18 protein-coding genes are annotated in these 21,724 nt (G+C 72.0%); 6 read left to right on the forward strand and 12 right to left on the reverse strand.

Annotated elements, in window-relative coordinates; translation table 11 throughout:
- Nucleotides 1-59: 59 nt before the first annotated feature.
- From WME82_RS27055 to WME82_RS27065, 3 genes are read right to left on the reverse strand one after another with little or no spacing between them, the layout of a single operon-like run.
- Nucleotides 60-1,310: a PEGA domain-containing protein gene (locus WME82_RS27055; RefSeq protein ID WP_438037657.1), complete on the reverse strand. Its 1,251-nt coding sequence runs from the start codon at nt 1,308-1,310 to the stop codon at nt 60-62.
- The gene (locus WME82_RS27060) at nt 1,307-4,060 is read right to left on the reverse strand and encodes an FG-GAP repeat domain-containing protein (protein WP_438037658.1); all 2,754 of its coding nucleotides are present in this window, start codon (nt 4,058-4,060) and stop codon (nt 1,307-1,309) included. The genes WME82_RS27055 and WME82_RS27060 overlap by 4 nt, the downstream gene beginning before the upstream one ends.
- A gap of 32 nt (nt 4,061-4,092) precedes the next feature.
- Complete coding sequence (locus tag WME82_RS27065; protein WP_438037659.1) at nt 4,093-5,814, reverse strand: serine/threonine-protein kinase; 1,722 nt, start codon at nt 5,812-5,814, stop codon at nt 4,093-4,095.
- Nucleotides 5,815-6,114: 300 nt separating this feature from the next.
- Here WME82_RS27065 and WME82_RS27070 point away from each other — a divergent pair, with 300 nt between their 5' ends.
- Together WME82_RS27070 and WME82_RS27075 are read left to right on the forward strand one after the other, a co-directional pair.
- Nucleotides 6,115-6,954, forward strand: a complete 840-nt coding sequence (locus tag WME82_RS27070) for a hypothetical protein (protein ID WP_438037660.1) — start codon at nt 6,115-6,117, stop codon at nt 6,952-6,954.
- A gap of 167 nt (nt 6,955-7,121) precedes the next feature.
- Nucleotides 7,122-7,889 carry a phosphotransferase gene (locus WME82_RS27075; protein ID WP_438037661.1) on the forward strand — a complete coding sequence of 256 codons (768 nt, stop codon included), beginning with the start codon at nt 7,122-7,124 and terminating at the stop codon, nt 7,887-7,889.
- A 114-nt stretch (nt 7,890-8,003) separates the two neighbouring features.
- On the opposite strand, the gene WME82_RS27080 is transcribed toward WME82_RS27075, so the two are convergent.
- Nucleotides 8,004-8,870 carry a hypothetical protein gene (locus WME82_RS27080; protein ID WP_438037662.1) on the reverse strand — a complete coding sequence of 289 codons (867 nt, stop codon included), beginning with the start codon at nt 8,868-8,870 and terminating at the stop codon, nt 8,004-8,006.
- 295 nt (nt 8,871-9,165) lie between these two features.
- Here WME82_RS27080 and WME82_RS27085 point away from each other — a divergent pair, with 295 nt between their 5' ends.
- On the forward strand, nt 9,166-9,864 hold the full coding sequence (locus WME82_RS27085; protein ID WP_437849945.1) for a transcriptional regulator: 699 nt from the start codon (nt 9,166-9,168) through the stop codon (nt 9,862-9,864).
- Between the two features lie 19 nt (nt 9,865-9,883).
- Here WME82_RS27085 and WME82_RS27090 read toward each other — a convergent pair whose 3' ends face one another.
- Nucleotides 9,884-10,786 carry a nucleoside hydrolase gene (locus WME82_RS27090; RefSeq protein ID WP_438037663.1) on the reverse strand — a complete coding sequence of 301 codons (903 nt, stop codon included), beginning with the start codon at nt 10,784-10,786 and terminating at the stop codon, nt 9,884-9,886.
- A gap of 147 nt (nt 10,787-10,933) precedes the next feature.
- On the opposite strand from WME82_RS27090, the gene WME82_RS27095 reads away from it, so the two are divergent.
- Nucleotides 10,934-11,758 carry a hypothetical protein gene (locus WME82_RS27095; protein WP_438037664.1) on the forward strand — a complete coding sequence of 275 codons (825 nt, stop codon included), beginning with the start codon at nt 10,934-10,936 and terminating at the stop codon, nt 11,756-11,758.
- A 227-nt stretch (nt 11,759-11,985) separates the two neighbouring features.
- Nucleotides 11,986-13,149 (forward strand): PAS domain-containing protein, encoded by a 1,164-nt coding sequence (locus tag WME82_RS27100; protein WP_438037665.1) that lies wholly within the window; start codon nt 11,986-11,988, stop codon nt 13,147-13,149.
- Nucleotides 13,150-13,217: 68 nt separating this feature from the next.
- On the opposite strand, the gene WME82_RS27105 is transcribed toward WME82_RS27100, so the two are convergent.
- Both WME82_RS27105 and WME82_RS27110 read right to left on the reverse strand, forming a co-directional pair.
- Nucleotides 13,218-14,879, reverse strand: coding sequence for a hypothetical protein (locus WME82_RS27105; protein WP_438037666.1), 1,662 nt, complete (start codon nt 14,877-14,879; stop codon nt 13,218-13,220).
- Nucleotides 14,880-15,329: 450 nt separating this feature from the next.
- Complete coding sequence (locus WME82_RS27110) at nt 15,330-15,998, reverse strand: glutathione binding-like protein (RefSeq protein WP_438037667.1); 669 nt, start codon at nt 15,996-15,998, stop codon at nt 15,330-15,332.
- 76 nt (nt 15,999-16,074) lie between these two features.
- Here WME82_RS27110 and WME82_RS27115 point away from each other — a divergent pair, with 76 nt between their 5' ends.
- On the forward strand, nt 16,075-17,043 hold the full coding sequence (locus WME82_RS27115) for a LysR family transcriptional regulator (protein WP_438037668.1): 969 nt from the start codon (nt 16,075-16,077) through the stop codon (nt 17,041-17,043).
- Nucleotides 17,044-17,046: 3 nt separating this feature from the next.
- On the opposite strand, the gene argC is transcribed toward WME82_RS27115, so the two are convergent.
- The 5 genes from argC to WME82_RS27140 form a co-directional block, all read right to left on the reverse strand.
- Nucleotides 17,047-17,997, reverse strand: coding sequence for an N-acetyl-gamma-glutamyl-phosphate reductase (gene argC / locus WME82_RS27120; RefSeq protein ID WP_438037669.1), 951 nt, complete (start codon nt 17,995-17,997; stop codon nt 17,047-17,049).
- Between the two features lie 54 nt (nt 17,998-18,051).
- The gene (locus WME82_RS27125) at nt 18,052-18,315 is read right to left on the reverse strand and encodes a hypothetical protein (protein ID WP_437541376.1); all 264 of its coding nucleotides are present in this window, start codon (nt 18,313-18,315) and stop codon (nt 18,052-18,054) included.
- A gap of 4 nt (nt 18,316-18,319) precedes the next feature.
- The gene (locus WME82_RS27130; protein ID WP_437739393.1) at nt 18,320-18,910 is read right to left on the reverse strand and encodes an RNA polymerase sigma factor; all 591 of its coding nucleotides are present in this window, start codon (nt 18,908-18,910) and stop codon (nt 18,320-18,322) included.
- A gap of 20 nt (nt 18,911-18,930) precedes the next feature.
- Nucleotides 18,931-19,143, reverse strand: a complete 213-nt coding sequence (locus WME82_RS27135) for a YgaP family membrane protein (RefSeq protein ID WP_437849958.1) — start codon at nt 19,141-19,143, stop codon at nt 18,931-18,933.
- A 610-nt stretch (nt 19,144-19,753) separates the two neighbouring features.
- A complete protein-coding gene (locus tag WME82_RS27140; RefSeq protein ID WP_438037670.1) occupies nt 19,754-21,580 on the reverse strand; it encodes a hypothetical protein in 1,827 nt (608 codons plus the stop codon).
- Between the last annotated feature and the right edge of the window lie 144 nt (nt 21,581-21,724).

The raw sequence follows: 21,724 nt of genomic DNA on the forward strand, positions 1-21,724 counted from the left end.
CAGATACCGCCGCTAGCTCGCGATGGCCGCCCTCGGCGGCCCGAGGCTCTGCGGTGCTTTCACCAGAACCGGCCGACGAGCCCCGCCCCGCCGAGCCCAGGCCCGAGGATCGGCGCGGCCGAGAGCTCGAGCAACGGGCCGCCCGTGCGCGCGGGCGCGGGGTCCGTGCGCGCGGGCAGCGGCGGCGGGTTCGGCGTGTCGAACGCGTAGAAAACGAAGCCGCCGAGGGCGAACGCCGCGGCCGTGCCGAACAGGCCGACGGTCGCGTTCGCGAGCTCGTCGCGCGTGTCGAGGTGAACCCGGTAGTCGCCCAGCTCCTTTTCCGAGATCCCCTGCTCCGCGCGCTTCTCGGCGATCTCGCGCGCCTGGTCCTCTTCCTCGAGGCCCGAGGCCAGCGTCAGCACGCCGACGCCGGCGGACAGGATCCCCACCGCGACGAGGCCATAGGACATCTTCCGCTGGAAGGAGCTCGTGAGGCCCACCTCGATGACGAGGCGCTCGCCGCGGCGAAGCGACAGCTCGCGAGAGAACGGCCCGTGGCCGTTCTTCGTGGCGACGAAGAACCGCTTGCCCGGGGCGACCTGGAGGAGCGGCAGCGGCGTCGTGCCGACGAAGCGCCCGTCCAGCGTGACCTGCGCGCCGACGGGGGCCTTCACCTGGAGGAGCGCCGGCCGCTCGCGCAGCTCCCGGTCGATCCCGAGGATGTCCCCCTCGATCGCGACCACCTCGCGCAGCTCGTCGATGTGGCCGTCGGCCGTGATCTTGATCCGGTGCTTGCCCGGCTGCACCTCGGCCATCAGCGGCACGTCGGCCAGCGCGCCGCCGTCGATGGATACGCGAGCCCCCGCTGTCGGCGAGGTGACGTTGATGCGGGTCCGCGGCCTGACGTCGGGCGGCGCCGCCTCGGGCGCGGCGGGCGACGACGGAGCGCTCGCCTCGAGGCGCGCGGCGATCACCCCGAGCTCGCTCAGGGCCTCGGTCGCGTCCGCGCGGCGCCCGCCCTGCGGGACCTGCTCCAGATAGCGCCGGTAGTTCGCGACGGCGGCCCGCAGCGCCTCGGGGCTCTGCTCGACCACGTACAGGCGCCGGTAGGCCTGGGCCAGCGAGAACAGGAGGGCAGGGCGCGGCGCCTTCCTGTACGCCGCCTCGAACGACTGCACTGCATCGCGGTACCGTGTCGCGGCGTAGGCCTGGGCGCCGGCGTTGTAGAGCGCCTTCGCCTGCTCGATGTCCTCCTCCGCCGAGGCCGCGCTCGGCGCGAGCGCGGTCGCCGCGAAGGCCATGAGCACGACGCACAGCGAGGTCTTCATCGGCGGTTCGGGACTCCTTCGTGGACGCGGAGCGCGCCGTCGCTGAGCACCGCGAGATCGTCGACCCCATCGCCGAGGACGTCGCACGTCGCGATCGCGGAGCCGCCGGGGATGCCGTCCAGCTTGCGGAGCTGGTGCTGGCCGAGATCATGGCAGCCCGCCGCGCCGTCGCCGCACACGTCGAGCGCGTAGGCCGCGCTGCGCGTGAGCACGACGAGCGACCTTCCCATCCCGTCGTCGACGCGGGCGAAGTCGGCGCTGGTGACCTCGCTCGCCAGGTCCTCGAGGCTGGGGTCGGGTACCTCGAGCTCGATCGGCGCGTCGAGCGCACCCTCGCCCGTGTTCCAGAAGACGGCGAGCCGGCTCGCCGTGATCGTTCGCGTCCCTGGCGCCAGCTCGTACGCGACGCCCACGACGTCCGCGTGGCCGTCGCCGTCCATGTCGCCGGCGCGGAGCCCCCCGTACAGCGTGTGAGGCGCGGGCGAGAAGGCCGCCTCCGGCGCCTCGAAGGCGCCGCTCGCGCCGCGGCGCGCGAGGGTGACCGCGCCGGCCAGGGCCGGCGTCCCCGGCTCCGCTGCCGCGTCCTCCGCCGCGACCTCGATCGGCAGCGAGAGGACGAGCTCATCGGTTCCATCGCCGTCGAGATCGACGGCGACCCCATCCAGCGCCCACGCGGGCTCCCGGGAGGGAACGAGCTCCGCGGGGAGCGAGACGCGGTGCTTGGCCTCGTCGACCATGGCAATGGCGCCCGAGTCGACCGCCGGCAAGAGCCAGAGCTCGGCCGAGCCCCGGGAGGAGCCAGGGCTCGGAGGAGCGATCGTCAGCGAGGCGACCTCCGCCCGATCGCCCCCGAAGCGGCCGGCGATGCTCCTCACGGCGCGCAGCTCGCCTGCCTGCCGCACGTCGCCCGAGCGGACGAGCGGCAACGGCGGCAGCAGCGACCTCGAGCTGCTGCCCTCGATGAGGCTGAACGCGACGTCGCCGCCGTGCGAGAAGAGCACGCTGATGTCGTCCACCGCGTCGTCCGGCTCGGGGAGCCGCACCGCCGCGATGTCGAGGAGCCCCTCGAAGGCGCCGAGCCGCACCGGCGGCTCCGGCGCCTTCATGTACCGGCCGAAGCAGACGGCCAGCATCGGGTGCTCCGCGCTCGACAGCGAGCTCCCGGCGCTCTCGGAGAACGAGAGGTCCGGCAGGAGATCGCCGTCGAAGTCGCCCACGACGAAGCTCGAGACGTTGCCCAGCGTCGGGATCTTGAGCTCGTTGAGCTTGAAATCGGAGGCCTGCGCGCCGGGGACGCCGTTGAAGAACGTCAGATCCGTCGCGTCGGCGGAGCCGACGACGACGTCGGGCGCGCCGTTGCCGGTCAGGTCTGCGATCACCGCGCTGGTCCAGCGCCGGCCGTTCGCCGGCGCGAGCCGGTCGAACTCGACCTGGTAGGGAGGAGACGGCCGGGGCTTTCCGAGCCTCACGGCGTCGGGGTCCACGATGTCGATCACCCCGTCGCCGTTGAGATCGCCGATCGCGACGGGGGCCCCGAAGCCGGGCAAGCGCCCGGAGCTCATGTCGCCCGCCGGGTACGAGAGATCGCCGTACGGCGCCATGCCGCCGAACGCGCCGCCGCCTGCGCCCTCCGCGACGTCGAGCTCGTAGCAAGGCGCGTCCGCGGGCAAGCGGGGGTCAGGCTGCGCGCACGTGGCGCCCACGAGCAGATCGAGGACGCCGTCGCCGCTCACGTCCCGGAGGAACGCCGCGCCCGCGATCCGCGCGCCCGCCGGGAGCTCCACCGCGGTGTGCGCGCCGTCGTCCGGCGAGTAGATGTGCACGGCCGAGTCGTCCGCGAGGGCGACGACCACCTCGTGGAGCGGGCCGCCGCCGAGCTCCGCGCTCGCGAGCGGACCGGCGACGTCGCGCAGCCCGCGCTGCCGATCGATGAACGACAGCCGGCCGCTCTCCGCCCCCTGCACGACGGCGATGACATCCTCCGGCGCCGCCCCACGCGTGTCGGTCCCGACGACCAGGGCGACCCACGTCTGTCCGTCCTCGCGCGTGCTGCCGACGGGCAGGAGCCGCGCGCCGCGGAGGGTCGTCGTCTCGGACGCCGCGCCGAGCAGCGAGCCCAGGCGAAACACCGACGCGAGCACGGGGACCGGCGCGAACGTGCGGCCCGGCTCGCCGCTCAGGATCGCCACGCCAGGCCCCACGCTGAGCGCGATGTCCGTCGTCTCGTCGTCGGTGAGGCGCGCGAGCGCGGGCGTGTCCCCTGCCGAGGGGATCGACACCTGGGTCCCCACCGTGCTGTTCGCATCGAAATAGAGCGCCTCGAGGCTCGTCGAGCCGACGCCCACGAGGTCGCCGCGGCCGTCGCCGTCGAGATCACCCGTGATCAGCCGCTGCGCGCCGAGCGGCAGCGCGGCGCCGAGCGGCTTGAAATTGCCCGTGGAGACGCGGCACACGCCGTCGACCCCGCAGCCCCACCCGCTCGGGCACATGAGGTCCACGTCGTTGCACACGAAGCGGCACTCGTTCTCGCTTCCGCGCGGGTTGCACCAGGTCGTCGAGGTCGCGCCCTGCGCATCCTGCGTCTTCACCTCGCAGGGCTCGCGCGCCTCGAAGCAGTCGCAGTCCTCGTTGCGCGACGGCTCGATGACGCCGTTGCCGCACACGCCCGGGGAGATCTCGCCGAGCTCCACGCACCCGGCGGAGCCGGCGGCCGCGACGAGCAGCGCCGCGGCCCCCCCGATCGCGCGCACGTATCGCCTGAAGCCGGGCCGCGCGCGCATGCTCACTGGAACGGGTTTTCCAGGTCGCCCTTCCTGACGGCGCCCCTCGCGGTCGGCGCCGCCCTCTTCAACGACACGGCGATCGCGCCGTCCGCTTCGGCCGGGACCTCCTGCGCCTGCTCCTGGTACCCGGGCGCCTTGAAGGTGAGCGTCACGGCGCGCCCGCGCGGCAGGCGCAGCGGCCCCGGCGCCTTGCCGACGAGCTTGCCCTCGCTCCACACCTCGAGCTCCTTCGGCGTCGCCTGGATCCGGAGCTCGACGTCGGGCGGCGCCGCGTCGGCGCTCGCCGCGGCTGCGGCGGTCGCCTCCAGCGGCGGAGACGGCGCGTCCGACTCCGGCGTGGCAGCGGCGACGGCGGAAGCCGGCAGGACCGGCGCGACCAGCGCGGCCTCCGTCCTCGGCATCGCCGCGGCCGACGCGGGCGCGCGCGGGGCGTCGGCCCCCGGCTCGCTGTGCCCGAGGTGCAGCGTGAGCGCCGCGGCCGCGCCGACGCCGAGGACGGCGACCGCCGTGAGCGCCGCCCTCCGCCGCGACGCCGTCGCCGGCGTGCTCTCCAGGTTGCTCGGCAGCGATCCCTGCAGCAACGTCTCGTTCCCGTGCAGCCCCGAGCTCGCTTCCGCGGCGGGGCCGCGCTGCGTCGGCGCGAGCCCAGCGTCCAGCGCCTCCACGGCGGCGCCGCGCGCGCGGCGCCGCGCGGCGGCCTCGCCGGCGCCTCGCCCGACGGCGGCGTCGCTCGCCCGCAGAAGGCCACCGGGCAGCTCGTACCCCGCGCCGCGCGCGGCCTCCACGAGCGCCGCTGTCGCCTCGAGCAGCGACGCCGGGCGGCTCGCGGGCTCCTTCTCGAGCATCCGCAGGAGCGGCGCGTCGAGCGCCGGCGAGAGGTGCGTCGCCACGGTCGACACAGGGGGCGCCGCCTCCGACGTGTGCTTGATCAGGAGGTCGAACGCGTTCTCGCCGTCGAACGGCGGCGCGCCGGCGAGCAGCTCGTGCGCGAGGATCCCGAACGAGTAGATGTCCGTCCGGTGATCGACGTTCTTGCCGCGGCACTGCTCGGGGGACATGTAGAGCGGCGTCCCGATCAGGTGCCCCGTCCGCGTCTTGTGCACGGCGCTCGAGGACTCGCCGAGCAGCTTGGCGATGCCGAAGTCGAGCAGCTTCGGGAAGATCGCGCCGTCCTCGTCGAAGACCAGGAACACGTTCTCGGGCTTGAGGTCGCGGTGCGCGATGCCCGCCGCGTGCGCTGCGTCGAGCGCGCGGGCGATCTTGACGAGGATGGGCAGCGCCTCGGCGGGCGGGAGGCGCCCGCGCTTGCGGCGGTAGGCGTCGAGGGTCATCCCCTCGAGCAGCTCCATCACGTAGTAGTGCCGGCCGTCCTCGAGGGCGCCGAACGAGAAGATGTCGATGATGTTGCGGTGCCTGATCTGGTTCACGGCCCGCGCCTCCGCGACGAAGCGGGAGACGAGCTGCGGGTTCGCGGAGCACTGGCGGCTCAGGACCTTGATGGCCGCCGCCTTGCCGATGACGGGGTGGATCGCGCGGTAGACCGTGCCGAAGCCCCCTGCCCCGATCTTGGCCTCGACGCGGTACTCGCCGACCGGCGTTCCCGGCGCGAGCTCCGGATCGGCGCCAGGCGGCGCGGGCTCCGCCGCGAGCGTCTCGGCGTTCGTCGCGCAGGCAGCAACGCCGTCCGCATGCTCGGTTCGGCACGTAGGGCATGTCGACATGAGGAAACCACGGAGAGCGTACACGGGGAGCCTGGCGCAGCCCAGAGCCCCCGAGCGTCGCAAACCGGCGAGCGCTCTGTGCTCCGGCCTCCGGCGGGCGGGCGCAGCGTGAAGCGTCCCTTCGGCGCCGAGCCGTGCGTCGCCGCGTCGAGGCCCGTCCTCGCCGCCCCGCGCGGCGCGAGGCGCGCGCCGGAGGTTTGACCACCTCGCTGCGCCGAGCAGGAGAGCCTCTGGCATTGTCTCACATGGGGTGTTGCCCTACAGGGCCCCGCGAGCCATGCATGCCGTGCGGCGCGCTCGATGGAGGCACGGGCCCTCGTGCTGCTGAAGCTCGCGCTGGTGGGCGCGTCGGTGCTGCTCTCCTCGCTGGCGGCGCGCCGCTTCGGCCACGCGGTGGGCGGCACGCTCGCCGGGCTGCCGATGATCGTGGGACCGATCATGGGCTTCGTGCTCCTGCAGGAGACGCCCGCCCACGCGGGCGCGATCGCGCTCGCGACGCTGGTGTGCCTCCCGGCCACGATCGTTCATGTGCTCACCTTCGCCTGGTGTGCGCGGTGGGGGCGGCGCTGGGGTGTGGCGCTGCTCGCGGCCAACGCGGCCTTCCTGTCGGTGGGGGCGGCGCTGCTCGCGCTGCGGTTGCCCCCGCCGCTGGCGTACGCCGCGGCGCTTTTGTCGCCTGCCATGGGCGCGCTCGCCTTGCCGCGCCTGCGCGAGCCGCCCGCGGCGGTGACCATTCCGCGCGTAGAGCTCGCCTGCCGGGTGGTCACGGCGATGGCCATGGCCTGGTGCATCGTGCGCAGCGCTGGCGCCGCGCCGGCGGGCTTCAGCGGCCTGCTGCTCGCGATCCCGATCACCGGCAACGTCCTGCCGTGCTTCACCCTGCCCCGGCACGGCGCGGTCGCCACGGTGGCCCTTCTCGCGGGCTTCGTGCGCGGCCTGCTCGGCTTCGCCTCGTTCTTCGCGGCGCTCTACGTGGGGCTCGCGTGGTTGTCCCCGGCGGCCGCCTATGTCCTCGCGTGGCTGTGCGCGCTGCTCGCGGCGCTCTGGCTGCGCGGGCTCACTTGGCGCCCTTGGTGTCATGGCGAGTCGCTTCCCGGCCCGACGTCCCGCGGTGGTGCCAGGCGCCGTCATGTGCCCTGAGGATGCGAGTGAACAGCGCATCTTCGTCTCCGTGGACAAGAACCCATCGCGCGCAATGGGCCATGTACAAACGACAGCAGAGCCGGTATGCGACAAGTGAGCGTCCAGGAATCACCCCGCCGAGCCCATCGCCGCGGGGGCTGGGCGCTGCGACGAGAGGGCCTTGCATGGTCGACGAGACGGTATTCAAGGGCGGCGTGAACACCGTGCGCCGGCGCGGCGACAGGGTGCACCGGCCCGCGACGTCGGCGGCGCCTGCCATCCACCGGTTGCTGCGGCACCTTCGGGCGGCGGGCTTCGACGCGGCGCCGGAGCCGCTCGGATACGACGACGAGGGGAACGAGGTCCTGTCGTACCTCGATGGCGACGTACACAACCCGCTCCCGGCCGAGCTGCGCACTCCCGAGCTCCTGACGTCCGCCGCCAGCCTGCTGCGACGCTTCCACGACGCGAGCGCGACGTTCGTCCCGGGGCCGGACGATCGGTGGCAGCTCCCGCCCCGCTCGCCGGCCGAGGTGATCTGTCACGGCGACCTCGCGCCCTACAACTGTGTCGCCCGCGGCGGCCGGATCGTCGGTTTCATCGATTTCGATACCGCTCATCCAGGCCCGCGCCTCTGGGACGTGGGGTACGCGGTCTACCGTTTCGCGCCGCTACACGCGCCGAGCAACCCCGACAGCGCCGGCAGCCCCGAGGACCAGGCGCGGCACGCGGCTCGGTTCTGCCGCGCCTATGGGCTCGCGCCAGGGCCCCTGTTGCTCGACGCTGTGGCCGACCGGCTCGCGGCGCTGCTCGCCTCCATGCGCGCGCGGGCCGCGGCCGGCGACGTCGCATCCCAGGCGCACATCGCGGCCGGACACCCCGCGCTGTACGAAGAGGACATCCGTTACCTGCAGGCGCAGCGCGATCGGCTCCTGCGGGCATTCACCCCGTGAGGGGCCGACGCTGCGGGAGCTCGAGGCGCTCGGGGAGATGGCGAAGACCGGAGGGAAGTTCGTGGTCGGGCTCAAGCCCGAGGGGATGCTCGGCGACAGCGGCGAGCGGAAGTCCTAGCCACCGTCGACCCTCGACGGGCCCGCGAGCGACCCGAGAGCGCGGCGGGCCACCGCCCGCACGGCGGCGTCCGGATCGCGCTCGGCGAGCCACACGAAGCGCTCCTCCGTCCGCGCGATCTCGCTCCCCTTCGCGTCCGGGCGCATCGCGACGAGCGCCCGGATCGCGGCGCGCCGCACGCCGCCCTGCTCGTGCCGGAGCAGCTTCGTCAGGGGACGCACCGCCTCGCGCGCGGCGCTCGAGGCCGCCCGCGAGAGCCCGCGCGCGGCCGCCTCGACCACGGGCGCGTACGGATGCTCGAGCGCCACGAGCAGCGCCGCGCGGTGGTGAAGCGCGCTCTCCGGATGTCGCGCGAGGAGCTCCGCCGCGCTCAGGGCGATCCTGCGGGACGCCGGCGCGAGGAGCTCCGCCACGACGTCGGCCGGCACGCTCCTCCCCGCCTCCGGGCCCAGCCGGCGCAGCGCATCGAGCACGCTGACCCGGGCGAGGATCTGCTCGTGACGCACCGACGAGGCCGAGCAGCACATGGGCGAGCACCGCTCCCCGAGCGGCTCACGCAGCGTCTCGACGAGCACCGGCACCGCGACGGCGGCGCGACGGCCCATCCTCCCGAGCGTGCGCGCCACGTGTCCGCGCAGGTGCGCGACGTCCAGACGCGCATAGAGCTTCTCGTCGTACCCCTCGGCAGCACGTCGCAGATCGAGAACCCGCACCAGAAGATCGGCCGAGAGCTCGGCGGGCACCGGACCGCGGCGGAGCGGCATGAGCGCTCTGGCCGACGCCTGCCAGAGCGCGCGACGCTGCGGCTCCCGCAGGAGCGCCTCGAGGACATCCACCGGTCGCCGGCGATCGGCCGTGCTCACCTCCTGACCTCTCGCAACGCCTGCTCGAATCCCATCCCGCGAAGACCTTCGCCGGGACCGGCCCTCTTCCCGCGAAACACGAGCCCGGTCGCCAGGGACGGTATCTTAACACACGCGGCGGAGCTCACGTTCTGGACGGCCAACAGGCCTGCGCATATCGCACCTTCCGCTCCTCAGCCCGTCGACCACACCACGTTGTCATCCAGGCTCAGCCCGCTCGCCGGCGGTCGATCCGATGTGCGACGACGCCAATTTCGCTCGACGAAACCGCGCTCGATCGGCGTAGCGTGGCTGTATGACCCAAAGGCGCGATCATGCCCTCTCCTGCACGACGCTCTTGCTCATCGCGTGTGGACTGGCCGGCTGCGGCAAGGCCTCCACGCCGCCCGCGGCCGCCCCCGAGCCGCTCGCACCTCTCACGTTCCGGCGATCGGCGGACGACATCATCCTCGCGGCGAAGCTGCCGCCCGAGACCGCGCCCCGCGCATCGCTCGAGATCCACCGCCTCGACGCGTACGCCGCGTGCAACGCGGCGCAGGTGCGCCTCTCCGCCAGCGTGAGCGCGCGCGCGGACGCGGGGCCGAGCGCGCTCACGCTGTCGAGCCTCGTCATCGGCGGCCTGGGGCTCGCGGGCGGCATCGCCACCACCGCGCTCGCCGCGGGCATCGAGGCCCCGCCGATCCCGGCGGGCACGCCGTCGGTCCCGGACGCGGAGCCGCCGGACGTGGAGGGCAAGACGGGCGTGATCGTCGCGGGCGTCGTCACGGGCGTCGTCGTCGTGGGGGCGGTCGTCGGGACGCTCCTGCTCGTCGGCGGCGACGACGACGACGAGGATCGCAAGCACAAGCTCGATCTCGGCGCCGGCGGCGCGGGGGGCCTCCGCGACGCCATCCGCGCCTTCGAGGCCGCGTGCCCGGACGAGCCGCCCGAGGACGCCCTCGCCGCGTGCATCGACAGGGCGCGCGCCCTCCGCAAGACCTGCGCAGCCCGGTGAGGCGGGCTCCGCCGGCGGCTCAGCGCGCGAGCACGTCGAGGAAGCGCTCCTCGTGGAACCCGACCGAGATCCGCGTGTTCGTGCCCTCCCTGGCGCGCGCCCCCCATTCGCCCTTCTCGCGGTAGATCTCGACCTCGACGAAGTCGCAGACGCGCTCGTCGAGCGCGCAGGCGGCCGCCACGAGATCGTGCATCGCCTTGCCCACGCCCTTGTCTGCCAGGTACCGATCGAGCGCGTCGATCATCCCCGTCAGGCCGCTCCGCGGCGATCGCCCGGAGAGCCGGCGGTTCAGCGCCTCGCGCATGGCCTCGGTATAGACGACCCCGTGACATACGTTCTTCGAGACGAACCTGCGCTCTCCGATCTGCGGTGAGGCGAGCAGCGCGAGCGTCTCCCGGGGCGCGCCGCCGGGGTTATAGCTCGGGCAGGTGAGGCGCCCGCGGAACTTCTCGAGCGGCTCGGCGACCAGGTTGTCGCCCGCGAAGCCGCCTTGCTGGACCCAGCGAGCGAGCCGGAGCCCGGGGACATCCTTGAACGCCTTGCCGATGTTCTTCGGCGCGGCCCCGACGAGCACCGTAGCGTCCGGCTCGCGGAGCAGCTCGGCGAGCAGCGCGGCGCCGCCCGCGACCTCGCCGACCGGGTGCTCCACGATGCCGGGGCCGTAGCACGCCTGGTGGAAGCCGGAGACCCGCGCCTTCTTGCCCTCGCTCGTCGCCCACCACGCGGGGCCGTGCAGCGCGCCGATCGGGACCTCCGCCCGCCCGCAGCGATCCAGCCCCCAGCGGACCAGCCGGCACTGATCCTCGGAGCCGGGCGTGACGAGCACGCCGCGCAGCTCGACGTCGGGGTGATCGGCGAGCCAGAGCAGCGTCATGAAATCATCCGGGTCCGCGGTCTCCATCTCGAAGATCATGCGCTTCACGCCGCACCTCCATGCCATCGCGCCGCAGAGCAAAATTGAATAGACTCGATCCGAGCGGGCAGCCGGAGAGACGGCCGGCCGCCCGCCGGAGCCAGCGCTCGACCCGCGCAGCCGCGCGCGGTCAGGCCGCACGACCCCGAGGAGCGAATGAAGCGCATACACCTGTTCGAGATAGAGGATTTCAGCTGGTTTCCCGGGTGGCTACGGGCCTGCATGACACGCCTGCTCGTGATCATGCACGGGGCGCTGGGCACGCGCGAGGCGCTGGTCGAGCTGATCGCCAGAGCATTGAAGGAGTCGAACACATCGAACATCGTCGACCTCTGCTCCGGGAGCGGCGGGCCGATGATCGACGTCGTGCGGACCCTGCGCGAGAAGCCCGGGTTCGAGGGCATCCAACTGACGCTCACGGACCTGTACCCGAGTATGGAAGCGGCGGAGCTCATCAACAACCAGGAAGGGAGCCATGTATCCTACCGGACAACCCCGGTGGACGCCACAAAGATCGGCGGCGACATAGCTGGCCTCAAAGGCCTCAGAACAATGGTCAGCAGCTTTCATCACATGAGGCCGGACGACGCGAGGAAGATACTGGAGTCGGCCCAGAGGAGCAGGCAGCCCATCTGTATATTCGAGATCAGCGACAACAGTCATCCGCTGTTCCTCGGGTGGCTCGCCCTCCCGATCAACTTCGTGATGTGCCTCCTCATCACGCCCCTGGCGAGGCCCATGACCGTGCGGCAGCTCGTCTTCACCTATATCGTGCCGATCATCCCGCTGTGCTTCGCATGGGACGGGGCGGTCTCGAACGCGAGGACCTACACGCTCGATGACCTCGATGAGCTGTTGAGCGGGCTCCGGGCCGAAGATTACAGATGGGAGAAGGGAGTGATCGGCGGGAGAGCGAAGAAGCTCTATCTGCTCGGCATTCCTACCCGCGACGCCGGCGCCGGCGACGGCGCCGGCGGCTGAGCCGCTCCGACGCGGACGAACCGATACGTACCGGTCGTACAGATCGCCGGAGTTCGCGCGGCGAGCGTCGCCCGAGGCGGTATGTCCCCCTCGTGCGTTCCGACGATTGGAGTAAGGCCATGCCTTCGTGCGCGTCGCGGATTGCACCCTACTATTCGCGTGCGGTCATCGATCTACCTTGTCATGCGCAATCCCGGTATGCCTGTCCGGTTGCGGAGGGGAATACGATGGCTGACGCAAACGGAGCACTGAGCTCGCTGGATGACTTTATCGCACACTCCACGGAGATGCTGTTCGTCGCCGGAGGCGACGGCGCGCTGCTGCGATGGAGCGACGCGCTGGGCCAGACGATCGGGCCCGCGCTCGCGCAAGGAACCCCGTTGACCGAGCTCTTCCACCCGGAGGACCGCAGCGCGCTCACCACAAGGTGGGAGCAAGTGCGCGAGAGCACGGCCCCCATTCACGTCCACGGCCGCGTCATGAGCGCGGAGCGCAGCTACAAACCGCTCGCCTGCGTCGTGCGCGGCGCGCGCTCGGATGGGCTGGTCTACGGCTCGTTCCGTGACGCGCCGGTCGGCGACGGCGCGCTCGACGAGCTGACCGAGCTGAGGGCGCGGGACAGGATGCTCCGCGCCTTGATCAACGCTCTTCCGATAGCGATGTGGGCCGTCGATACCGACGGAACGTATCTCTACCATGAAGGCAAGGGGCTGGAGGCCGTCGGCCATCAACCTGGACAGCTCGTCGGGACGAACATCTTCGAGCTTTACGGCGACGCCAGGGGCGCCGTCAGGCGCGCGCTGGCCGGTGACCCGGTGCACGGGCTGGCCGAGGCGCACGGCTGTGTATGGGAGAGCTGGATGGTCCCCCTCGCGGAGGAAGAGGGGCACGTCAGCACCGTCGTCGGGTTCTCGCTCGACGTGACGGAGGGGCAGCGCGCGCAGCAGTCCCTCCAGACGAAGCTCGACGTGATCGAGGCGCAGCAGCGGGTCATCCGGGAGCTCGCGGCGCCGATCATCGAGGTATGGGACGGCGTGCTGGCGCTGCCCATGATCGGCGTCGTCGACAGCGCGAGGACGGCCGACGCGATGGAGAGCTTGCTCGAGGCGATCTCGAGCCGCGGGGCGCGCTTCGCGGTCCTGGACCTCACCGGCGTGCAGATGGTGGACACGAAGGTCGCCGATCACCTGATCAAGCTCGTGCGGGCCATCCAGCTGCTCGGCGCCGAGGGGATCATCTGCGGCATCCGCCCGACCGTGGCGCAGACGATGGTGGCGCTGGGGCTCGACCTCAGCGCCATCGTGACCAAGGCCAACCTGCGGGCCGGCCTGATGCACTGCATGCGGCGTTTGACCGCCCGCCCGGCGCCGCCCACCCGCGACGTCGCCTGACACGACAGCGGAGGAGGAGGCACCCGGGAGCAGCGCCAGCGCTGGCGCTGCTCCCTGGGCGCCCGAGCTCAGAACAGCTGGACGTCGTCGATCTCGATGCGCAGCGGCTGTCCCACGGGCGTGCGCCAGTTCAGGTTCATGACGCTCCACGGCTCGAACGGCACCAGCGTGCCCCACCCCTGCTGGATCAGATCCCACCAGCGCAGCTCCACGGTGACCCACTCCGGTCCGACCCAGAGGTCGATACCGTGGCTGTCGTAGCAAGCCGAGCAGAGCCCGCCCTCAGGCGTCGTAAGGAGCGTGCCGACGTCGAAGCGAACCTGCGTGCCCTGGCCACGGATGTGGAAGCGGATGCCCTGGAACGGCGACACATCGACGGGCCACATCTCGAAGGACAGCGCCACGCCAGCGCCCGACGCGGTCGGCACCCCCGGGGAGAACGCCGCGAGCGCCGTCGCGCTGAAAGGCCCCGGAGCGGGTAACAGGGCGACCGGCGGGACGGTCCCGTCGTCGTACGTCACCCACGACCCCGTGAACGGCGGGGCGCTGCCCGCGTACGGCGGGGAGAAGTGGAAATCGCCGTCCTCGAAGTCCTCGATGACGAGGCCTGGCATCGCGCAGACGGGCAACCACCCGCAGTCCGGATCGGAGCAATCCGTGAGGCCGTCCGCATCGTCATCGGAGCCGTTGCTGCAGGCCCAATCGGTGTCCTCGCGCCACGGCATGCAGTACGGCTGCGACTGGCAGTCCGCATCGGAGCAATCCACGAGACCGTCCCCGTCGTCGTCGGCGCCGTTGCTGCACGTCCAGTCGGTGTCCTCGCGCACCGGCATGCAGTACGGCATCCACAGGCACTCCGGATCGGCGCAATCCGCGAGGCCGTCCCCGTCGTCATCGACGCCGTTGCTGCACGCCCAATCGGTGTCCTCGCGCCACGGCGAGCAGAACGGATACAACTGGCATTCCGGATCGGCGCAATCCGCGAGGCCGTCCATGTCGTCATCGGCGCCGTTGCTGCAGGCCCAATCGGTGTCCTCTCGCACCGGCGCGCAGAAGGGATACCACTGGCAGTCCGGATCGGAGCAATCCGCGAGGCCGTCCATGTCGTCGTCGTAGCCGTTGCTGCACTCCCAATCGGTGTCTTCGCCCACCGGCCCGCAGAACGGCATCCACTGGCAGTCCGGATCGGAGCAATCAGGGCGGCCGTCCCCATCGTCGTCGTAACCGTTGCTGCACGCGACATCGGTGTCCTCGCGCAGCGGCGTCGTGTCGTCGACCCCGATGATGATGTCGAGCCTCCCGTGTCCGACCGAAATGATGTCGCCGTCGGCCCGGAACTGGAACGCCACGGTCGACGTCGCACCTTCGCCGATGTAGACCCACGTCGGATTCGCCGACGTGAGGGACGCCGAGACGGGCTGGTAACCGCCGCCGGTCCACCGCTCGAGGACCCAGCCCGGCTGGAGCATCACGTCATAGTGGCCGACCGGCAGCACCTCGGTGAGCGCCGGCGTGTCGCCGCCTCCGTAGATGGTCCGCGCCGTCGGGCCGTAGATATCGAACCACGCTTGGGACAGGCGGTACGTCGCGCCCGAGGAGCTGTTCCCGACGAGGGCCAGGCTGAGCGAGCCGACCTCGGACTCCTGCGCGGCGTCATCCGGCGCCTCCGCCGTGCAGCCGACCGGGATCGCAGCAATGGCCAGGACCGAACATACGAAGAGTTGTCGCAAGTGTCTCATAATGACTCTCGTATCAGAGCCGGTCGCGCGTGAAAAGCTGGATTCGTGGGGGGCGCCATGACATCGCGCGTCCGTCGGCCATGCGGTCAATGACCGTCGGTCATTGAGCATCGGCCGTCGGTCATCGGCCAGTCATCGGCCAGTCATCGGCCGGCCAATGGCCGGCCATTGGCCGTCGGTCATCGGCCGTCAGTCATCGCCGGCCATGCGCCCATGCGCCCATGCCTTCGTTGCGCCGCCACGTCCCATCATTCATCGAATCCTCCGGTCCTCCCATCGCCGCGTTTCATCGCCTTATCGCCGTCGCCGGCTATCGCCTCCTCTCGCATTCCGTCCCCTCTGTCGGCTCGCGTCGCACGCATCGTCGCCCCGGTCCCGGTCCGCGCTCGCGGCGTGACCAGCGCGCCCGCCGGCGGGCGCGCCGGGCGCGCTCCGCTCGGGTCAGATGCTCGGCGCCGGCGCGTCGACGGCCTCGGCGGCCTTCGCGTGCCGCGCTTGCTCCCGGAAGTAGCCCTCCCGCTCCTCGGCGAAGGCGCGCGCCACGCTCGGGCGTCCGTGGAGGCGCGCATGGTACGCGGCGAGCACCGGCCAGGACTTCAGGTCGATCGGCGTGACAACGGACCAGTTGAGCACCGCGAAGAGGTACGCGTCGGCGACCGAGAAGCGATCGAGCAGGAACTCCCGCCCTTCGAGCCGATCGGCCACCCAGCCGAGGCGGTGCGCTGCCCCGGCCAGCGCATGGGCCTTGACCTCGGCCGAGGCCGTCTTGTCCAGGAGCGGCATGTAGACCGCCTTGTGGAGCTCGCTCCCGATGAAGCCGAGCCACTGCTGGAGGCGCGCCCGGCCGAGCGGATCCCGCGGCGCGAGCTCCGCCTTCGGGAACCGATCCGCCACGAGCTGAAGGATCGCCGCGTTCTCGGCGAGGATCTCGCCTCCTTCGATCTCGAGCGCGGGGACGAACCCGAGCGGGTGGATCGCACGGTAGTCGGCGCCCCCCTCGGTCCGCTTCGTTTTGAGATCGACCTCCACATACGAGGCCTCCGCGCCGGCCTCGTAGAAGGCGATGCGCGTGGCGAGAGAACATGCGAGCGGAGCGAAATAGAGCTTCATGAAAACCTCCTGACGGCGCCCAACGTGCGCCTCGCGGGGCTGTGCGTCCAACGCATCGTCGTGATAGGTTCTATGCGTGTCACGCATACCGTCTCCCCCTGCGCCTCCCGCGATCGGACCGCGGCCTCGGCTCGAGATCCGCGATCTGGAGCTCGTCCTCTCGCTGGCGGCCGCCGGGAGCACGGCCGGCGCCGCCTCGGCGATGCACATCACGCAGTCCGCCGTGAGCCGGGCGCTCGCCCAGGCGGAGGACCGCGCCGGCGCGCGCCTCTTCGAGCGCACCGCGCGCGGGGTCGCGCCGACCGCCGCGGGCGAGCGGCTCATCGCGGGGGCCGGGCTCGTCCTCGCGCAGCTCCGGGAGCTCGAGCGAGAGGTCGCGGCGCCGGTCGCCGCGACGACGCGCGTCCGCCTCGTGTGCGAGTGCTACACGGCGTACCGCTGGCTGCCCTCCGCGATGACGAGCCTCCGGCGAAGGCTGCCCCGCCTCGAGATCGTGCTCGCGGTCGAGCACACCCACGATCCGGTCGCCGCGCTCGTCCGGGGGGACATCGACGTCGCGCTGCTCACCACGTCGTCCCTGCCGACCGACCGCGAGGCGGGCTGCGCGCTCGTGGAGCGGCCCCTCTTCTCGGACGAGGTCGTCTTCGTGATCTCGACGTCGCACCCGCTCGCCGGGCGGGCGTCGCTCACGCGAGACCACCTCCGCGAGGGCCCGCTGATCACGCCGAACGCGACGCCGGCCGAGGCGCGCTGGTTCATGAGCGCCGTCTTCGGGCGGCAGCGGCCCAAGATCGAGCTCCTGCGCTTCCCGCTCACGGAGGCCGTGGTCGACGCGGCGCGCGCCGGGATGGGGATCGCGACCCTCTCGGAATGGGTGGCGGAAGCCTATCTCGGCAGCGGCGACCTTCTGGTCAAGCGGCTCTCGTCCGGCCCGCTCCGCCGGCCCTGGCGGATCGCGTTCCGGCGCGCGTCGGCCGACGCCGCGGAGCGGCTGATCGCCGCCCTCGAGAGCTCGGCGCCGCGGCTCTACACGCGCGCCGGGTGACCCTCAGTCGAGGCCGGTGGCCTCCGGCGCGCCCAGCATCAGGTTCAGGTTCTGCACCGCCGCGCCGGAGGCGCCTTTGCCGAGGTTGTCGAGGCGCGCCACGACCAGGATCTGGTCCGGCTTGCCGAACACGAACACGTCGAGCCGGTTCGTGTCGTTGCACTCCACCGCGCCGAGGTAGCCGTCCTCCAGCGCGCCCTGGCCGCCGAGCGGCATCACCCGGATGAACGACTCGCCGGCGTAAAAGGACGTGTAGAGCTCGTGGACCGCGGCGGGCGTCGCCGGCCGAGCCAGAGCGTCCGCGAACAGGGGCACCGAGACGAGCATGCCCTTGTAGAAGTCACCCACGACCGGCTGGAACAGCGGCGCCCTGTCGAGGCCCGCGATGGCGCGCATCTCCGGCAGGTGCTTGTGCTGCAGGGTGAGCCCGTACGGGCGCGGGCCGCGGAGCTGCTCGCGGCGCGCCCCGTCGGCCTGCTCGTAGGCCTGGATCATCTTGCGCCCGCCGCCGCTGTAGCCGGTGAGCGAGTGCGCGATCACGCGGGCGTCCCTGGGCAGGAGCCCCTGGTCGACGAGCGGCACCACGAGCGCGAGGAACCCGGTCGCGTGGCACCCGGGGACGGCGACGCGCCGCGCGCCGCGGACGGCCTCGCGCTGGCCGGGGCGGAGCTCCGGGAAGCCGTACACCCACCCGTCGGCCGTGCGGTGCGCGGTGCTCGGATCGATGACGCGCGTCCTCGGGTTCTCGATCCATCCGATGGATTCGCGGGCGGCGTCGTCGGGCAGGCACGTGATGAGCACATCCGCCTCGTTGATCAGCGCGCGGCGCGCCGCCGGGTCCTTGCGGCGCTCGGGGTCGATCTCGAGCAGCTGGAGGTCGCGGCGGCCCTGCAGCCGCTCGCGGATCTGGAGCCCCGTCGTACCTTCCTGTCCGTCGATGAACACCCGATGCATGGTGGCCGTTTCCATACGCCGAGCGCGCCCTCGGGACCAGCGCTTCGCGTGAGCTCATCGACGCCTCCTCGACGCCGTCGCACACCCGCCGTCGTCGCACGGCCCGCGAGGGCGCTCCCCCCGCGCCCTGGCGGCGATCGTCTGGATCAGCCCCACCGTCCAGCACATCGGGCACCCGCGCAGCGCCACGAGCGCGACCGGCAGCAGCGCGACCGGCGCCCAGAGGGACACCCGCGCGAGGAACGCCGCGGCCACGAGGGCCCCGAGGCCGATCGCCCCGCGCGCGAGGTGCGCCGCGAGGCTCTTGCTCGCGAACACGCCGCTACCCTCCCTCTCCTCGGCCCTGCCGCGCGCGAGGCGCGGCGGGCGCGCCATCGCGCCGGAGGACCTCCGCCCTCACCAGCTGCCGCGCCCGGTGCAGCCGGCTCTTCATGGCCGCCTCGCCCAGCCCCAGCGTCCGGCACACCTCCTCGCCCGTCAGGCCCTCGACGTCGCGCAGCACGAGCACCTCCCGGTACGGCCGCTCCAGCGCGGCGATCGCCTCGTGCACGGCGCGCACGAGGCGCCAGCGCTCGAGCGCCGCCTGGGGGTCGAGCTCGCCCGCCGGCACCGCGTCGGCGTCGTCCACGCGCTCCCCGAGCCGCAGCCGCTCCCGCGCGAACGGGCGCAGCATGCGCGCGCACGTGTTCCGGACGACCGTCATCAGCCAGGAGAGGACGCCCGGATCCCGCGCCACCTCGGGGCGGCGCGAGAGCTTCGTGAAGGCCTCCTGGACCGCGTCGTCCGCGTCGTAGGCGTCGCGGCACACGCGCAGCCCGAAGCGGTACACGCGGTCGTGGTAGGCGCGGACGAGCAGCTCCAGCGCGCCGTCGTCGCCGCGCGCCGCCGCCGTGAGGACCGGATCGTGGGACATCGCCGCCTCCATCCAGCGCCTCAGCCCGGCGGGCGCGGGCAGGTGGACCTGCCGAGCAGAGCGTACCCGAGGCATGTGCCCGAGAGCGCCGTGAACATCACGTACACGCCCGCCAGACCGAACGCCGAGAGGCGCGCGGCGAGCGGCAGCGGCGCCGCCCAGGCGCAGGTCAACAGGCCGAGCGCGCCGAGAACACGCAACAGCCGATCCTGCGTACCCACATTCCGTTTCATGAGCTCCTCCGTCCTTCACCCGGAGAAGCCCCGGCGCGGGGCGTAGGATTCAGGAAATCGTCACCGGCCCGGGACCGCCTCGCCCGCCGCGCGGCCGGCGACGTCGCCTGGTCCGACGGCGCGGGGCTCGGGGCGAAGGTCCTCCACGGTGCTCGCCCAACTCTGGCCCGCGCTCCCCGTCGCGTCGTCCAGCGTGCGCACCACCTCGTGAGCGAGCGCCTCACCGAGCAGCCGGTAGGCCTCGAACTGGGCTTCATCGAAGAACTGATCCGCGGTCGTCTGGTGTGGAAACTCGGGGTGAGACTCCGCATAACGCTGGACGTCGAGCGGCAGTCCGGGCAAGAGGCCGGCCTTGACGTAGACCACCGTGACCTCCCTGGTCGCCTCGGTCTTCGCGCCCGGATCCGGCTTGAACTTCCCCACCAGGATCGGCGTGCTCGGGGTGCGTTGCTCCCAGGTACCTCGCGGATCCTGCGGGCGAACGCGCTCGAGGTCCTCGCGCTTCAGCTCGAAGTTCAGCCCACGGTCCACGCGCAGGATCCGCGCCGCCTTCGCGAGCTCGTCGCACGTCCACTCGGGATCGGCGCCGGCGTCGATGCACAGGATGAGCTCACACTCTCGCTCGACGAGCGTGGTCAGCCCCAGGTTGTCGTGGTGACCGCCATCGGAGACGAAGACCAGCGTGTCGCTCTCCTTGTTCCGCGCGAAGATCTCTTTGACATGATAGGCGCTCCAGAAGTGCGCCCACCTCCGGAAGAGCACGAGCTGCTTGCCGGCGCGCCTCGCGAAGCGCGGGTTCCGGACCCAGACCCCGAGACCGCAGTTGAGCATGGTCGACGACCTTCATCGGGTCCCGCTGGACAGGCACGTGGACGAGCCCGTCGATCGACCGAGCGAACTCGATCGGCGCGAAGATCAGCCACTGAAGCATGCTCGCCCATGTCGACGTGACGCCCTTCACGACATCGTAGAGATCCGTGAACCTGAGCGCGAACACCTGTCCGCTGATGGCGACCCCGATGACCGCGAGGAGCTGCTCGCGCTTCAGGCGACTCAGCACGACAGCCAGCGCGACGGCCAGGGCAGCGCACAGCACGAGGAGGGTGAGCAGGGGATCGGCCCGCAGCGCGAGCAGGGAGCCCCACGTGAGCACCACGAGCAGCGCCGCGCGAGCGGCGAGCCAGGTCCCCGCCTCGTGGACGGACGGCCACGAGAAGAGGATCCCGAGGTACATGACGAGCAGGGCGGCGAGGAGGACACCCCCCATCAACGCCAGGACGAACACGAGGAGGTCGAGCACGGGGAGATGTTTCGCGATCGCGTCAGGCAACGTGTCTGGCTCGACAGAGGCCGTGGTGAAGAAGAGAGATCGCGCTCCGTCGACGTGGCAGACGACCGCGGTCACGCCGTGCTCGACCACGCGCGCGAGGAACGCCTTCGGCGACCTCGCGCTCGAGTGGTGGAGGAACACGATCGCCGCGAACCCGGCGGTCAGGAGCGACAGCGCGTTGGCGATCGCGCCGACGAAGATCATGAGGAGGGGCTGGAGCGTGTTGGCGGTGAGGCCGATTCCTCCGGGAATGAGGTAGTCGCCTCGCAGGCGGATCCTGTCGAGGAGGCGGTTCCATGAGGCGGCCTCCAGCGGGTCGAAGCGGCGCTCACGCTCCGCGCCCCCCTCCGGGTGAGGGCCGGACGTCCGAGCCGTGAGCGCGCCCCCCGCCCAGCCGCCGCCGGACACGGAGCTCATGTAATCGACGTATTTGAGGATCACCTCACCGCTCTTCGTCGGGACCGTGGCGAGCCCTTTCAGGAAACCGAGGCAGATGGTCGCCGAGCGGATGCCTCCGCCGGAGAGCGATAACCCGATGAGGTGCGCGCCGCGCGGATCGCCGTCGCCCGCGGCCTCGTGCTTCAGGTTCGCCGCGCGGCGCCGCGCCTGGATCCACTCGGCCTCGAGCGCGCGAAGCCGACCGATGTCGGGGTACACGGCCTCGTCCCTCGAAGGCCTCTCGGCGGACTCCCACGACTGCAGGATCGTCAGCAGCGTGCCGAGGATCAGCATCAGGAAGACGATGAACGAGCAACCCGCCTTGTACAGCAGGTCGGTGTGCTCGTCCCCGTGGACCGCGTACCACAGCGCTACCCCCCATACCGTGAGAAACGTGCTCACCATCAGACCGACGGCGATCAAGAGCCCGCCGCGCCTCATGGGCTTCAGCCGGCTCGAGCCCGCTGCCGGGGGTCGATCCTGCGGCGGGCGCCGGAAGAAGACCCACAGGACCAACGCCTGAGGCGCCATGGACAGCAAGAAGACCAAGGTGATCGGGACCGCGTGCGCCGCGGCGCTGGCGAGCGCGCCGCGCTGCTCGATGACCGGAGTGACGAGCTTCGGCGGCACCCTGAACAGCACCGCCGCGACGATCACGCAGTAGGGCACCAGGAACCGCCGAACGTGCGGATGCAGCTCGCCAAGGAAGCGCCTTACCCATGGCTACGGGCTGCGCTGCCCGTGGCGCGGCCCCTGCCGATCCGGCGCGTCACCGACGCGGGTGCTCCCTTGCTGCCGCGCGCGCCCTTCGTC

It is taken from the genome of Sorangium sp. So ce128 (assembly GCF_051525245.1).
Taxonomy (GTDB): Bacteria; Myxococcota_A; Polyangia; order Polyangiales; family Polyangiaceae; genus Sorangium; species Sorangium cellulosum_B.

What these genes read in the sequence shown, in the direction of transcription:
- WME82_RS27075 (WP_438037661.1), top strand. Translation starts at nt 7,122, where the DNA reads ATGGTCGACGAGACGGTATTCAAGGGCGGCGTGAACACCGTGCGCCGG.
- WME82_RS27085 (WP_437849945.1), top strand. Translation starts at nt 9,166, where the DNA reads ATGACCCAAAGGCGCGATCATGCCCTCTCCTGCACGACGCTCTTGCTC.
- WME82_RS27130 (WP_437739393.1), bottom strand. Translation starts at nt 18,910, where the DNA reads ATGTCCCACGATCCGGTCCTCACGGCGGCGGCGCGCGGCGACGACGGC.
- WME82_RS27055 (WP_438037657.1), bottom strand. Translation starts at nt 1,310, where the DNA reads ATGAAGACCTCGCTGTGCGTCGTGCTCATGGCCTTCGCGGCGACCGCG.
- WME82_RS27095 (WP_438037664.1), top strand. Translation starts at nt 10,934, where the DNA reads ATGAAGCGCATACACCTGTTCGAGATAGAGGATTTCAGCTGGTTTCCC.
- WME82_RS27100 (WP_438037665.1), top strand. Translation starts at nt 11,986, where the DNA reads ATGGCTGACGCAAACGGAGCACTGAGCTCGCTGGATGACTTTATCGCA.
- WME82_RS27135 (WP_437849958.1), bottom strand. Translation starts at nt 19,143, where the DNA reads ATGAAACGGAATGTGGGTACGCAGGATCGGCTGTTGCGTGTTCTCGGC.
- WME82_RS27110 (WP_438037667.1), bottom strand. Translation starts at nt 15,998, where the DNA reads ATGAAGCTCTATTTCGCTCCGCTCGCATGTTCTCTCGCCACGCGCATC.
- WME82_RS27065 (WP_438037659.1), bottom strand. Translation starts at nt 5,814, where the DNA reads ATGTCGACATGCCCTACGTGCCGAACCGAGCATGCGGACGGCGTTGCT.
- argC (WP_438037669.1), bottom strand. Translation starts at nt 17,997, where the DNA reads ATGCATCGGGTGTTCATCGACGGACAGGAAGGTACGACGGGGCTCCAG.
- WME82_RS27070 (WP_438037660.1), top strand. Translation starts at nt 6,115, where the DNA reads ATGGAGGCACGGGCCCTCGTGCTGCTGAAGCTCGCGCTGGTGGGCGCG.